This window comes from Tunturiibacter empetritectus (genome assembly GCF_014201375.1).
Lineage (GTDB): Bacteria > Acidobacteriota > Terriglobia > Terriglobales > Acidobacteriaceae > Edaphobacter > Edaphobacter lichenicola_D.
Genome location: NZ_JACHDZ010000008.1, coordinates 88,902 through 103,091, shown reverse-complemented (window position 1 = coordinate 103,091; position 14,190 = coordinate 88,902). Strand labels below are relative to the sequence as shown.

Here is a 14,190-nt window from a genome sequence, read left to right as displayed (position 1 = left end):
CACGAACAACTCAAGATCCCGACGACCGGAGAAAAAGTGGAAGCCGCAAAAGTCGCAATGAACGTGCAGGAGCAGTTCGGCCAGATTGATATCTACGTCTTCGACCAGATTCTGCGAGGCAACATCACTTCCGATATGCGCGTCCTCGACGCTGGCTGCGGCTACGGTAGAAATCTCGTGCATCTTCTACGAGAGGGTTGCGAGATCTTCGCGATAGACGCAAACCCCGAGGGAGTAGCGCACGTCCGAGCGCTTGCAGCAGAACTAGCCCCATCCCTGCCGGCAAGCAACTTTCAGGTGGGAAAACTCGAACAAATAAACCTGCCGGATAACTTCGCAGACGTGGTGATCTGTAGCTCGGTGCTACACTTCGCGTCGGACGAATCTCATTTCCTCGCGATGATCGAAGAGCTATGGCGAGTTCTGCGCCCGGGAGGGTTGCTCTTCTGCCGCCTGGGTTCACGCATCGGCATGGACTTCGAACAAGTGCGACCCCACATCTACCGCATCAACGACGGATCGGCGTGGTTTCTGGTCGACCAGGCCATGCTGATGCAGTTAACGCAGCAGTTGGATGCCGTCATGGTGGACCAGCTGAAAACAACAATCGTGCAGGACTATCGTTGCATGACAACCTGGGTGCTGCGCAAGCGCTCCAATCGACATAACGAGCGACACGGAGCCTAGTCCGCCGCTCCGAGTTCGGTCAACAAGAACGCATAGTCGAACGCAATCTCTTTCAGATAGTCATATCGCCCCGAAGCGCCACCGTGTCCGGCATCCATGTTGATGTGCAGCAGCAGCGGAGCATCGTTCGTCTTCAGCGTACGCAGCTTAGCCACATACTTTGCTGGCTCCCAATACATCACCTGGGAGTCGTTCAGACTAGTCTTCACCAGCATTGCTGGGTATTCTCCAGCCTTCAGGTTGTCATACGGTGAGTAAGACCGCATGTACTCGAAGGCCTCCGCCTCATTCGGATTCCCCCACTCCTCATACTCCGCCACAGTCAGCGGCAAACTTGCGTCGAGCATGGTGTTGATCACGTCCACGAATGGAACGTGCGACAGAACCACCCGAAACAACTCTGGCCGCTCATTGACCACCGCACCCATCAGCAACCCACCCGCGCTACCACCCTCAATTGCAACCCGATCCCTGGCCCCGTACCCCTTCGCGACCAACTGTTCCGTCACCGAGATGAAGTCGCTGAACGTGTTGCGTTTCACCATCATCTTGCCGGCATCGTGCCACGAATCTCCCATCTCGCCACCACCACGAATGTGCGCATAAGCGATCACCACGCCACGATCCAGCAGCGACAAACGCGACGAACTGAACCCTATGGGAAGCGGATATCCATACGAGCCATACCCATAAACATAGACAGGATTAGTCGAGTTTCGAGTAAACGAGTCGCGTCGATAGACAACAGACACTGGAATCTTCACCCCATCGGAAGCCTCGACCCAGACTCGCTCCGAAGCATAGCGAGCAGAATCGAAGCCCCCCGGAACCTCCTGCTGCTTCAAAAGCTTCGACGTGCCCAACCGCACGTCATACTCGTACACCGAAGCAGGCGACACCAGCGACGTATAGCTATACCGAAGCTTCTCTGTTGCAAACTCCGGATTCATATTCGTCGCGGCAGCATAAACCGGCTCTGGAAATTCGATCTCTCGCGATCGGCCGAGTCCCTTCGCCATGCCGAATTCGATCACCGTGAGGGTAGGAAGACCAAGTCTGCGCCGCGAACAAACGCAAAACGAATCGAAGACATCGAAGTCTTCAAGCGGGGCGTCTACTTCTAACGGAATCAACTCCTCCCAGAAATCTCGCTCTGGCGTCTCCACTCGGGTCGTAACCACACGAAAGTTTTTGCCCGCATCGTTCGTTCGAATGTAGAACAAGCCCTTGCGATGATCGACCGCGTACTCCTGCTCATCGACGCGTGGCGCAATCATCCGAAACTCGCCTTCAGGCGTCTTCGCAGAGAGAAAGCGGCACTCGCTGGTTGTATGGCTCCCCGCCTCCATCAGCAGGTACTCGTTGTCACGAGTTTTGCCCACTCCCAGATTGAAGCGTTCATCCTTCTCTTCGTAGATCAAAACATCGCTCTCTGAGGAGTCGCCCAGACGATGCCGGAAGAGACGATCATGCCGCTTCGTCACCTCATCCTCAGTGGTGTAGAAGAGTGCGTGCGAGTCTGCAGCCCAGGCGATCGATCCCACCCGTTCTGCGGTATCCGGTAAGTCCAGACCCGTCTTCAGATCGCGAATATGCAGCGTGTACTGCCGAAAGCCCGTGTTATCGGTGGAGTAGGCAAGCTTCGTATCATCCATACTTACCGTCAACGCGCCCAATGCCATAAACGGCTGGCCCTCTGCGAGTTGGTTCACATCCAGCAGAATCTCTTCCGGTTGCGACTCGTCATACGCTGCTCCCAAAGCCAATCGTCGGCAGTGAATCGGGTACTGCTTCCCCTCCACCGTACGGACATAGTAGAACCAGCCCCGATTTCGGTAGGGAGCCGACACATCCGTCTCTTTGATGTGCGACAGCATCTCGTCGTACAGCTTTTTCTGCAGACCTAAGGTCCCCGCCATCACGGAGAGCGTATAAGCGTTTTCCGCTTCAAGATGAGCCAGCACCTCGGGCGAAGACTTATCCCTCATCCAGCGGTAGTTATCTTCAAGTGTCTGTCCATGCAGCGTTGTGGGCGTAGGTTCCTGGCGAGCCTGGGGTGGCTGGATGATGCTTTGCGTCATTAATTTGAATGCTCCATTGACAGGATACAGCGTCCCTCGCGCATCAAGAGGCAACCATAAGTTGGCCGAATACACCCAACACTGACAAGGACATCTGCGGCACGACCGAGATAGGCACGACTAAGACAGTCGTCCGCACTGGAGCACAATCATGAAACCAAATTCAGCATGCAACCGAATCCATCGAATCCTGATCCTCTGTGCAGCAACTCTCTCTCCCACATTTGTTCTGGCGCAGTCTGATCCAATGACTCCCCCAGCCTCACAGACGCAGCCCAACCGAGCGCAGCAAGCGCTTCCCTCAGCAACTTCCATACAGGACTCCGCCACAAACGCCGGAGACGTCGGCCAGACCATGAAGGACAAAATCTTCCTCCGCAAAGCCGCACAGGGAGGAATGGCCGAGGTCAAGCTTGGCCAACTCGCGGCCCAGAAGGGAAGCAGCGACGATGTCAAAGCCTTTGGCCAGAAGATGGTCGACGACCACACCCGGCTCAACAACGATATGGCCCCCATCGCTGACTCCATGGGCGTGAGGCTGCCAACAAATCTGAATAAGGAAGATCAGGCCGAGTACGACAAACTCAACGGACTATCCGGCAACGACTTCGATATGGAGTACCTGTCCTTCATGGTGAAGGACCACCACAAGGACCTGCACGAGTTTCGCCAGGAGGCGGCCAGCACAACCGACCCGACTCTGCAGACCGCAGTCACCAATGCGACGAAAGTCATCCATGAACACAGCGTGATGGTCGATAAACTCGCCCGCGGCAGAGGCGTCCCCATGCCGCAACACGCCCCCAATAAATCAACTAGTCCTACTTCCTAACGTTTGCTCCTCGGTTCAGGTGGTCGAGGGTGCCATGTGCGCCCTCTTTTTTTGCAAGTAACCCAAATTGTTGTTCCACACTCATCAACCGCAGAAACCGTCAGGGGGTAGAATGGCCATCGATGAACTATCTTTCGCGATGGCTGGCCGTCGTCCTCTTGATCTTTGCGCCGTCGCTCGTGGTGACAGCGGAGTCGGTGGCCACGCTTCCGGCCCCTACCGGCTATGTCAACGACTTCGCCGGCGTCCTGTCTCCCTCGACCAAATCCAACCTCGAAAACCTCTGCACCCAGGTTGACCGTCAGGCCCATGCGCAGATCGCAGTCGTTACCGTCAAAACCCTCGATGGCGACCAGTCGATCGAAGAGTTTGCCACGGCGCTTGAAGATAAATGGAAAGTTGGCGCAAAGGGGACTGACCGGGGCGTCCTCGTGCTCTTCTCCACCAACACCCCAAAGCGCTACCGCATCGAAGTCGGCTACGGGTTGGAGGGCATTCTCAACGACGCCAAAGTGGGCGACATCGGCCGTTCGATGGTTCCCGCGGCCAGCCAGGGCGACTTTAACACCGCTATCCCACTCGGGGTAACGCAGATCGCTCGAATCATCGCGACCGATGCTGGCGTCACCCTGAACCTCGCCCAGCCGGTTCATCAATACCACCGCCAGCAGGAGCCCGTTCAACTAAATCTCACAGAGGTCGTCATCGGTGGCGGAGTGATCCTGCTGATCCTCTTCTTCCTGGTCAAAACCGGTAATACCGGCCTCATCTTCTTCCTCCTGGGAAATCTGATGGGGGGCGGAGGCGGTGGTTTCGGAGGCGGCCGAGGACGCGATGACGACCGCGGCGGCGGCGGCTTTGGCGGCTTTGGAGGCGGAAGTTCAGGAGGCGGCGGTGCCAGTGGAGACTTTTGAAGACTTGAATATAACCACGTTGCTGCAAAGTTAGACAAAGAAATCCGGTTACAGTGATAAAGTACAGCCGGAGACACCACCTGTCGGGAACATCGAAACTTCAGACGAAGGGAATTGAGGAAACATGAAATCTTTATGGGTTGTGCTTGGTGTTGTAGCTCTTCTCATCGTCGTTCTGCTCTTTGTAGGAGGCAGCTACATCGGCGCGAAGAACACGCTGGTACAGAAGAATGAGGCCGTCAATCAGGCGTTCTCGCAGGTCAACGTCGTACAGCAGCGCCGCCTTGACCTTATTCCGAATCTCGTCGCATCGGTGAAGGGCTATGTCGCCGAAGAATCAACAATTTTGACCAACATCGCCAACGCCCGCGCCGGTGTCCTCGCCGCAGGCAGCGACCACGCCGCCAACATCAACGCCAACGCCAAGCTGGACGTGGCCCTGGGACCGTTCTTCCGTCTACAGGAGCAGTATCCCAACCTGAAAGGTAACGAGCAATTCACCCGTCTTACAGATGAGCTCGCCGGAACAGAAAATCGTATCGCGGTCGAACGTCAGCGATACAACAAGACTCTTGAGGATTACAATGTTTACGTTCGACAGTTTCCTCAAAGCATCTGGGCCAACATCGCCGGTTTTCATTACCGCGACGAGTACTTCAAGGGCAACCCAGAGAACAGTGTGGCGCCGAAGGTCGACTTCTCAAAGTAGACGAAGCGAACTGACCTGGCCCAATAAAAAAGCCGTCGCATTCCGCGGCGGCTTTTTTATTGCGTGAGATTCGATTTACTTGGTGAACGAAGAGATCGCGGTTGCCTCATCGTCCTTGACGTCGAAGACGGTGTAGAGCTTGGTGATCTGCAGCAGGTCGTGAACCTTCTTCGTCAGGTTCAGCAGCTTCAGCTCGCCGCCGCTGTTCTTGACGGTGGTAAACGCGCTAACCAGCTCGCCGATGCCCGAGCTGTCGATGTAGCTGATGTCGCCAAGGTTGAGCAAAATCTTATTGGAACCCTTCGCCAGAACATCGCGCACGGCGTCGCGGATCGTCACACTGCCTTCGCCAAGGGTGATGCGTCCGCTGAGATCCAGAATGGTGATGCCATCCACCTGGCGAGTTTTTACTTTCATGCTCATGTCTAGTGTTCTCCTTAGGTCCCCGACTGCGCGGGTGTTCGATGCTTGATCAGTGTCAGTTCCGTGCCCGGATGTAACTGCCGAAAGTTTACCTCATCCATGAAAGCCTTGATGAGAAAGATACCGCGACCCGAGCCGCGGAGGATATTTTCCGGAGCCAGGGGATCGGGAATCTTGTCTGGATCGAGCCCTGGGCCCTGGTCCGAGATACGGATAATCAGCGACTCGGAGGTCGTCTCGAACGAGGCAACCACATGCTTGCTGGTATCGTACGAGTTCCCGTGCAGCACCGCATTCACAGCGGCTTCGCGCACCGCCATTGCAATGTGGGGCACCGTATCTTCATCGAACCCCGCCTTTGTAGCGAATTGCTCTCCGATCTGCTCGATCTTGTTGACGCTGTCGAGAGACGAGTCCAATGTGTAGCTGGCGCGCATAGTCGTTGAATCGGCCAAAGCAGTCCTTGCAGTGCTGGTATGCCAGTCGTCAACGTCAGACAACAGCGATGATGGCAGTTTGCTTGTGGATCTCTTGAATGTCAAGGTTACCCCCATCTTCTTCTGTAATTTCAGACTCTTTTTGGGCCCCAGGGGTTGACCAGACCGGCTCTTTCCGGCAACTTATCGTGCTCAAGGTGGGCTAACATGCGATTACAGGTTATGTTTGAGAGCGCAAACCCGTTATGACCAGGCACGCCAATCAAAGGACGAGCGTTTCAGCCCTCATGGGATCGGCCGTTGCCGACGCCCAGGGAGCCACCTTGGGCCACGTGCGCGAGCTGGCCGTGGCGCCTTCGGTCGATGCGGCCCATATCCACGGAATCGTGCTCAAACTGGCCTCGTCCAAGCGCACCGACAAGCCCTCTCTGGTCCTGATCTCCCAGCTCGAATTCGGTCCCGACGGCACCATGCAGCTCCGTGAGTCCGCGCAACCCACTCAACTGCCTGAAGATGAGAGCTTTCTTCTGCTCGAGCGCGATCTTCTCGATCAGCAGATCATCGACGTGCACGGTCACAAGGTTGTCCGCGTCAACGATGTCGACCTGGTATGGGAGAACATCCAGGACGACCTTCCCGACCTCTCGTTGCGTATCGCCGAGGTAGAGGTCGGTATGCGAGGAGCCGTCCGCCGCCTCCTCAAAGGCCTCCCATCCACCTCGGTCGACCGTATCTCCTCCCGCTTCGGTGCCAGCGTCATCCCATGGGACTTCGTCGACCTCATCGACCGCGACCCCGCCCGCCGCGTCCGCCTTAAGATCGAGCAGGATCGCCTCTCCAAGATGCATCCCTCCGACATCGCGGACATCCTCGAAGAACTTGCCCCCGCCGAGCGCCACGCCCTCTTTGTCTCGCTCGACGAGGAGGTTGCAGCCGAGGCCCTCGAGGAGGTCAAGCCGAAGATGCAGCAGGCGCTGATCGAGTCACTCGACTCCGAGCAGATCGCCGGCATCGTCGAAGAGATGGACCCCGGCGCCGCCGCCGACCTCCTCTCCGAACTCACCGACGAGCGCTCCGAAGCCATCCTCGAGGAGATGGACCCCGAGGAGCGCCAGGAGGTCGAAGACCTGCTCGAGTTCGCCGGCAACTCCGCCGCTGGCCGCATGACGACCGAGTACATAGCCCTGCCATCCGCAACCCTCGTCGATCACGCCATCGCCGCACTACGTGACTACGAAGGCGACATCGACATGATCACCGATATCTACCTGCTCGACGAAGAGGAGAGGATCATCGCTCTGGTTCCGCTGGTCCAGCTCCTGCTCGCCTCGCCCGGCACGCCCCTGACGGATCTCCCTCACAGCCATCTCGTCACCTGCAACGTTGATGCCAACGGCCGCAAGGTAGCCGAACTCTTCGACAAGTACAACCTGCGCTCCCTGCCGGTCATCGACAACGAAAAGCATCTCGCCGGTGTCATTCACGCCGAACAGGTGATTGCCCTTTTGCGGGCGAGCCACTAGAACAGGAACAAAAAGGAAACGCAGCATCGCATGAAGATTCTGTACGCCACCGGCCTCTCACCAAACGATACCTCCCTCTATCGCCTCTGGGCACTGGAGCGCCTGGGCCATCAGGTCATTCCGTTCAATGTCTTCGACTACGAATCCAGAAATCCCGTCCTGCGCAAGGTAAATCAGCGCCTCGTCCTGGGACCCTCCGTAACCCGGCTCAACAGTGATCTCATCAGAATCGCAGAAGCCGAAAAACCTGACGTCCTCTGGACAGACAAGCTCCTCTACATCCGGCCTCGAACGCTGGACCGAATGCGCGCCATGAACATCGCGACGGTCAGCTACATGATCGACAACCCCTTCGGAACCCGCCAGGATCCAGGCTGGCGCATGTACATGAAGGACATCCCCCACTACGACCTGCATGTCGTCCAGCGCGACAAGAACATCCTTGACTACAAATCGCGAGGCGCGCGCGACGTCATCAAGATTCAGACCGCCTACGAACCTACGCTGCAATTCCCGCCGCAGGAGGGCTGGTCCGACGCCAACAGAAACCGCGAGGTCTCCTTCATCGGCACCCCCTACGACGACCGCGCCCAAACCCTGACCCGGCTCTGGCGCGACTGCGGCCTTCCCGTCGTCATCTCCGGCAACCCCCGCCAGTGGGGCCGCGCCATGGAGCCAAGCGCCTACAAAGCCCTCTTCAACGGCGGCGAACTCTTTCGCGACGAGTACCGCGAAGGCATCTGGAAATCCAAAATCAATCTCAGCTTCATCACCCACTCCAACTGCGACGAGTTCGTGCACAAGAGCTTCGAGATCGCCGGATGCGGAGGCTTCCTGCTCGCCGAGCGCTCCGATGGCCACATGCAGCGCTTCAAAGAAGACGAAGAAGCTGTCTTCTTCACCGGCTTCGAAGAGTTGGCCGCAAAGATCCGCCGCTACCTGCCCGACGAGGAAGCACGGAACCGCATCGCAGTAGCAGGTTGCATCCGCGCCGCACGCGACGGCTACTACAACGACCGGCAGGTCGAGCTCATCGTCGAGCGCGCCCAATCAATCATCGAAAAATTGAAGCCCTTCGCCAAAACAGAGCACGCAGGCAGTCGGTGATTCACGATCTCCTCCACGAGTCGCCTGCCGTCCTCGCCGCGGACCTCTGCATCGTCGGCGCAGGAGCCGCTGGCATCACCCTCGCCGTAGAATCCGCGCGCAGGGGCAAAAGAGTCCTCCTCCTCGAAGGCGGCGGAGCAACTCGCGAAGACTCGTCGCAGGCCCTCTACGACAGCGAGATCGCCGGTCTCCCCCACCGCGGCATCCACACCGGACGCATTCGCGTGAAAGGTGGAACCACAGTCCGCTGGGGAGGTCAGATCCTCGAACTCGACGCCCACGACTTCACCCCCCGTCCCGGCGTCCCCGAAAGCGGCTGGCCCTTCCCAAAGTCCACGTTGACCTCCTTCTACGAGCGCGCTCTTACCCTCGAGGGGCTAGCCAAAGTCGAACGCAGCGACGCTGAGGTCTGGAAAGATCTCAACCTGCCCTTCACCCGGTTCGAAGACCTCGAAACCTACCTCTCGCGGTGGTGTCCCGAGCCAAACTTCGCCCGCCTCCATCACAAAACCCTCAGGGAGCACCCCAACATCCACCTCTGGCTTCACGCCAGCGCAGTCGAGTTGATCACCGAGGGCACCGCCGCCACCGGCCTCCGTTGCCGCACCCTCACCGGCATCGGAGCCATCTTCCGTGCGCCCAACTACATCTTCGCCCTCGGCGGAATCGAGAGCTCACGCTTCTTCCTTCAAGCTCGCCCCGGCGGCCTACCTTGGAACCGCTCCGGCCTCCTAGGCCAGCACTTTCAGGATCACATCGACTGCAACGCCGCCGCCATCGAACCGCTCGACCCCAAGCGCTTCCATGACACCTTCGATCCCATCTTCGCCCACGGCTTCAAATATCTCCCCAAGCTCCGCCTCCTCCCGCAAGCACAGGCCGCCCACGGCACCCTCAACATCGGCTCCACCATGTCCTTCGAGGACACCGGCAAAGCCCGCGGTCAGGCAAAATCAACCATCCGCAACCTCATGCGCGGACGCTTCAGCGAAGTAACCCGCGACAACCTCCGACACACAGCAAATCATCTCCCCATGCTCGTCCACCAGGGCTGGCGCTACAAGGTCCAGCGCCGCGCCTACAGCCCACCCGAGGTCCGCATCTTCCTCCGCGTCCACTGCGAGCAGGAGCCAACCTCCCGCAGCAGCATCACCCTCACCGATCAGCGCGATCCCCTCGGCCTCCTGCGAATCCGCTTCGACTGGCAGATCTCCGAGAGGGAACTGGCCACCATCCGGCAGTACGTCCTCATCGCCCAGCGCGCCCTCGCCGGCCTAGCCAGCATCCTCCCTAACGAAGACCTACTCTCCGGCAGCCCAAACTTCCTCGCCCGTTGCGACGACAGCAACCACCACATGGGCGGCATGCGCATGTCCCCCTCCGATGCCACCGGCATCGTCGACACCGACCTCCGCCTCCACGGCCTCACCAACACCTACATCTGCAGCTCAGCAGTCTTCCCCAGCTCCGGCTTCTCCAACCCCACCCACACCGTCCTCGCCCTGGCCCTGCGCCTCAGCGACCATCTCGGCTAAGCTCTTCAGGAAAACAAAACGGAGAACCATGGAGCAGATTGCACTCGGAGACACCGGTTGCACCACCACTCGCCTGGGCTTCGGCTGCTCCAGCCTCATGGGCGCAATGGGCCGCCGCGCCTCCCTCGACCTCCTCGAATCGGCCTACGACGCAGGCATCCGCCACTTCGACGTCGCCCCCATGTACGGCTACGGCGAAGCCGAAGGCTGTCTAAGAGAATTCCTACAGCGCCACCGCGACCACGTCACCGTCACCACCAAGTACGGTATCCCCCCGGCAAAAAAATCCCCGTTGATATCGCTAGCCCGCCACATAGCCCGACCCATCCTCAAAGCCGTCCCCAGCGCGAAGCACCGTCTAGCGCAAGCCGCCAGCGCCGCCACGCGCACCAGCGAGAGGGCCACCTTCACCCCGCAGCAGGCCAAAGCCTCCCTCGAACGCAGCCTCGCCGCCCTGCACACCGACCACATCGACCTATGGCTGCTTCACGAAGCAACAGCCGCCGACCTACGGGACGAAGCCCTCCTAAGCCTTCTCGAAGAGAAAGTGCAGCAAGGAACCATCGGCTCCTTCGGCATAGGTAGCAGCGCCGACAAGATCCCCTCCCTCCTCGCCGAACATCCCGCCTACTGCCGCACCCTGCAGTACGAGTGGTCCGTCTTAAATCCCGAGGTAGACCCCCAAGCGGTGCCCCCCCCGCCATCACCCTTCCGCATCCATCACCGCGCCCTTACCGAAAACTTCCGTTCGCTGCATCGCACACTATCCCAAAACAAACAGCTCTGCCAGCGTTGGTCCGCATCCACGAACACAGACCTCAGCAACCCCGACCACCTAGCCCACCTCATGCTCAAAGCCGCGCTCGTCATGAATCCCAAAAGCATCATCCTCTTCTCCTCAAAAAATCCTCTCCACATTCAAGCCAACGCGAAGACAGCCGAAGACCCCACCCTGGAAGCCCCCGCAAGAGAGTTCCACCGCCTCGTACAAACCGAACGCAACCAGCTATAGCCAGCATCAGCAGCCCCAGCCGATGCAACCTGGATACCGCCTCAAAAGGATCGCCCCCTCTTCCCACCCCAGGCATCAAGATGAGCTAACCTGATAGAGGCGAGCCGATAGGTTCCTCAAAACAGCACACATCTCCACCACACCTGTCCACACAAGGATCAGTAATGAGCCCCTGGCGCACCTGGAGAACCCGACTCATTCTCATCTTCGCCGTGCTCGGCCCCGGCTTCATCACGGCCAACGTGGACAACGACGCCGGCGGCATCCTCACCTACTCCGCAGCAGGCGCGCAGTTTGGCTACACCCTCCTCTGGACGATGATCCCCATCACCCTCGCCCTCATCGTCGTGCAGGAGATGTGCGCCCGCATGGGCGTCGTCACCGGCAAAGGCCTCAGCGACCTCATCCGCGAAGAGTTCGGCCTCCGCATCACCTTCGTCATCATGATCCTGCTCATCGTGGTGAACTTCACCAACGTCATCACCGAGTTCTCCGGCATCGCCGGCAGCATGCAGCTCTTCCACATCTCCAAGTACGCCAGCGTCCCCGTCTGCGCCTTCATCGTCTGGATTCTCGTCGTCAAAGGCGACTACAAGAGCGTCGAAAAGATCTTCCTCATCGCCAGCGTCTTCTACATCGCCTATATCATCACCGGAGTGCTCAGCGGCCCGGACTGGCACCTCGCCCTCGTCGAAACCGTCAAGCTCCCCCCACGCAACGTCTGGTCCAACAAGGACTACGTCTACACCACCGTCGCCGTCATCGGCACCACCATCACTCCCTGGATGCAGTTCTACCTGCAATCCTCCATCGTCGAAAAAGGCGTCAGCGTCCGCCAGTACAAGGCCACACGGCTGGATGTCATCATCGGCTCCATCTTCACCGACATCGTCGCCTGGTTCATCGTCGTCGCCTGTGCCGCAACCCTTTACACCCACGGCATCCGCCACATCGCCGACCCCTCCGACGCCGCCGGAGCGATGAAGCCCCTGGCCAGTCAGTACGCCTTCATTCTCTTCGCGGCTGGTCTCTTCAACGCGTCCCTCTTCGCCGCATCCATCCTACCCCTCTCCACCGCCTACACCGTCTGCGAAGGCCTCGGCTTCGAGAGCGGTCTGGACAAGAGCTTCAGCGAAGCGAAGTTCTTCTACTGGCTCTACAGCGTGCTGCTCTTTGCCGGCGCTGCCATCGTCCTGATCCCGAACTTCCCACTGGTCAAATTCAGCATCCTCTCTCAGGTGCTCAACGGCGTTCTCCTACCCCTGGTCCTGGTCTTCATGCTGAATCTGATCAACAAGCACGACCTTATGGGCAAGTACACCAACAAGCGCTGGTTCAACATCATCGCCTGGACGACCGTCATCATCGTCACCTCGCTCTCACTCATCCTGGTTTGGAACACGCTTCATGGCTAGGACGTTTTTCTTCTTATCCAACCGTAAAAACTACGCCATCTCGACCGGAGAAGGCGCTTTTGCCGCCGCAGCGGAGAGACCCCCGTATTTGCTTTTGTTCTTGGCTTTGCTGTGCTGTGCTTTTGTCTTTGCTGTCATCCTGACCCTGAGCGTAGTCGAAGGGGGAGGAATCTGCTTTTGCCCAAATTCAGTAGCCTCAACGCAAAATCCGCCTTACAGCAACTTGCCTTCAGACAGATCCCGAATCAACCCAAGATCAGCAGCCAGAAAATCGTACCCCGGCAGATCCGTCAAAGGCGTCCAGCGCATGTCGTTAAAGATCCGGTTCTCCAGCGCACCATCGAACTCCCGCACCACAAAGAACTGAAGATCGATCGCTCCGCCATTGCGGTACTTGTGCCTCACCCGAGCCACCCGTTGGCCAATGGTAGCCGTAATCCCCAACTCCTCATTCAATTCGCGAGCCAGAGCACCCTCCGACGTCTCACCAGCCTCGATCTTCCCCCCGGGAAACTCCCACTTCAGGCTCATCGGCTGGTCCGGCTTGCGCTGACAGATCAGCACCTCCAGCCCCCGCCCGCCTTCACCCGCATCCCCACGCAAAATCAACGCCGCCACCACTAATCGAAGCGGTTTCTGCACTGCGGACTCAACATGCTCTTCGAATTTGCGAATCGGCTCTCTCACCTGACTACAGATTAGACGATATCCGCAGCTTAAAAGCTTCTATTCACTTTACTTAGGCCGGTCGCACCGTCGCCGGATAGTAAACCGGCCAACCCTCCTGCGCGCTCCGTTCCACCAAAGCCGCGCTAGGATTCACCGGAAACGCCCGCTTCGCAATCGCCAGCATCGCCGCGTCATGGATCGAGTTTCCAAACACCGCATCCGGTGCCGTCACCCCGGCCCGCTTAAGCGATGCAACCTTGCCCTCATCCGTCGGGACATCCACAATCACGTCCGTCACCACGCCGTCCTTCACCTGAACGCGCGCCGCCAGCACTCGCTCCGCCGGAATCCCGAAGCGCTTAACTCCCTCTTCGATGACCCAGTTATTGGTCGAGCTCACCGCCCAGATCTCCACGCCCTTCGCACGTAGTTCCCCCACCAACTCCCTCATCTCGCCAAAGATATTCGGCTCAATCTGGCTGGCAAAGAAGTTCTTCGCTGCCCGCCGCATCTCGTCTTCGCGCAGCCGCTGGTACATCTGCACCATCTCCCCGCAGATGGCCACCTCAGACACCTCACCCTTCAGGTACCCGCGATATCGCGAATCGATCCAGTCCGTCATCTCACGCGAGACCAGCCCCGTCTCGATAGTCCACGTCATAAACGAAGACCCGGCATCCCCCGACCACAGAGTCCCGTCGCAATCAAAGACCGCAACCGAAGGGGAGAGCGAAGCAACAGCCGAATGAAACTCCGAGGTACTCAGGCGACTCACTGAAACAACATGGCTCACAATCTATCTCTACTTTTCTGCGCATCTCGCACGCGCGTTCCACGACAAATTCG

The 14,190-nt window shown here is 58.6% G+C and carries 14 protein-coding genes; 9 read left to right on the top strand and 5 right to left on the bottom strand.

Annotation, left to right across the window (positions count from 1 at the left end):
• Window positions 1–36 precede the first annotated feature (36 nt).
• Window positions 37–687: a class I SAM-dependent methyltransferase gene (locus HDF10_RS19300; RefSeq protein WP_311732829.1), complete on the top strand. Its 651-nt coding sequence runs from the start codon at window positions 37–39 to the stop codon at window positions 685–687.
• Here HDF10_RS19300 and HDF10_RS19295 read toward each other — a convergent pair.
• Window positions 684–2,768 carry a S9 family peptidase gene (locus tag HDF10_RS19295; RefSeq protein WP_183816372.1) on the bottom strand — a complete coding sequence of 695 codons (2,085 nt, stop codon included), beginning with the start codon at window positions 2,766–2,768 and terminating at the stop codon, window positions 684–686. The two genes, HDF10_RS19300 and HDF10_RS19295, sit on opposite strands and share 4 nt — an antisense overlap.
• A 151-nt stretch (window positions 2,769–2,919) precedes the next feature.
• Here HDF10_RS19295 and HDF10_RS19290 point away from each other — a divergent pair, with 151 nt between their 5' ends.
• The 3 genes from HDF10_RS19290 (at window position 2,920) to HDF10_RS19280 (ending at window position 5,223) form a co-directional block, all read left to right on the top strand.
• The gene (locus HDF10_RS19290; RefSeq protein ID WP_183816370.1) at window positions 2,920–3,600 is read left to right on the top strand and encodes a DUF4142 domain-containing protein; all 681 of its coding nucleotides are present in this window, start codon (window positions 2,920–2,922) and stop codon (window positions 3,598–3,600) included.
• A 122-nt stretch (window positions 3,601–3,722) separates the two neighbouring features.
• Entirely contained in the window at window positions 3,723–4,514 is a 792-nt protein-coding gene (locus HDF10_RS19285) for a TPM domain-containing protein (protein WP_183816368.1), read from the top strand.
• 124 nt (window positions 4,515–4,638) lie between these two features.
• Window positions 4,639–5,223, top strand: a complete 585-nt coding sequence (locus HDF10_RS19280; RefSeq protein ID WP_183816366.1) for a LemA family protein — start codon at window positions 4,639–4,641, stop codon at window positions 5,221–5,223.
• 75 nt (window positions 5,224–5,298) lie between these two features.
• On the opposite strand, the gene HDF10_RS19275 is transcribed toward HDF10_RS19280, so the two are convergent.
• Together HDF10_RS19275 and HDF10_RS19270 are read right to left on the bottom strand one after the other, a co-directional pair.
• Entirely contained in the window at window positions 5,299–5,646 is a 348-nt protein-coding gene (locus tag HDF10_RS19275; protein WP_158945525.1) for an STAS domain-containing protein, read from the bottom strand.
• Window positions 5,647–5,660: 14 nt separating this feature from the next.
• On the bottom strand, window positions 5,661–6,101 hold the full coding sequence (locus HDF10_RS19270; protein WP_260178023.1) for an ATP-binding protein: 441 nt from the start codon (window positions 6,099–6,101) through the stop codon (window positions 5,661–5,663).
• 227 nt (window positions 6,102–6,328) lie between these two features.
• Between HDF10_RS19270 and HDF10_RS19265 the strand changes: the two genes are divergently transcribed.
• The 5 genes from HDF10_RS19265 (at window position 6,329) to HDF10_RS19245 (ending at window position 12,675) form a co-directional block, all read left to right on the top strand.
• The gene (locus HDF10_RS19265; protein ID WP_183816364.1) at window positions 6,329–7,606 is read left to right on the top strand and encodes a magnesium transporter MgtE N-terminal domain-containing protein; all 1,278 of its coding nucleotides are present in this window, start codon (window positions 6,329–6,331) and stop codon (window positions 7,604–7,606) included.
• A gap of 30 nt (window positions 7,607–7,636) precedes the next feature.
• Window positions 7,637–8,713 carry a CgeB family protein gene (locus tag HDF10_RS19260; protein WP_183816362.1) on the top strand — a complete coding sequence of 359 codons (1,077 nt, stop codon included), beginning with the start codon at window positions 7,637–7,639 and terminating at the stop codon, window positions 8,711–8,713.
• On the top strand, window positions 8,710–10,248 hold the full coding sequence (locus HDF10_RS21265) for a GMC oxidoreductase (RefSeq protein WP_221271911.1): 1,539 nt from the start codon (window positions 8,710–8,712) through the stop codon (window positions 10,246–10,248). The genes HDF10_RS19260 and HDF10_RS21265 overlap by 4 nt, the downstream gene beginning before the upstream one ends.
• 28 nt (window positions 10,249–10,276) lie before the next feature.
• Complete coding sequence (locus tag HDF10_RS19250; protein ID WP_183816360.1) at window positions 10,277–11,260, top strand: aldo/keto reductase; 984 nt, start codon at window positions 10,277–10,279, stop codon at window positions 11,258–11,260.
• A 164-nt stretch (window positions 11,261–11,424) separates the two neighbouring features.
• Complete coding sequence (locus HDF10_RS19245) at window positions 11,425–12,675, top strand: Nramp family divalent metal transporter (protein WP_183816358.1); 1,251 nt, start codon at window positions 11,425–11,427, stop codon at window positions 12,673–12,675.
• A gap of 213 nt (window positions 12,676–12,888) precedes the next feature.
• On the opposite strand, the gene HDF10_RS19240 is transcribed toward HDF10_RS19245, so the two are convergent.
• Together HDF10_RS19240 and HDF10_RS19235 are read right to left on the bottom strand one after the other, a co-directional pair.
• On the bottom strand, window positions 12,889–13,317 hold the full coding sequence (locus HDF10_RS19240; protein WP_406706776.1) for a (deoxy)nucleoside triphosphate pyrophosphohydrolase: 429 nt from the start codon (window positions 13,315–13,317) through the stop codon (window positions 12,889–12,891).
• A 97-nt stretch (window positions 13,318–13,414) separates the two neighbouring features.
• Complete coding sequence (locus HDF10_RS19235) at window positions 13,415–14,137, bottom strand: HAD family hydrolase (protein ID WP_183816354.1); 723 nt, start codon at window positions 14,135–14,137, stop codon at window positions 13,415–13,417.
• Between the last annotated feature and the right edge of the window lie 53 nt (window positions 14,138–14,190).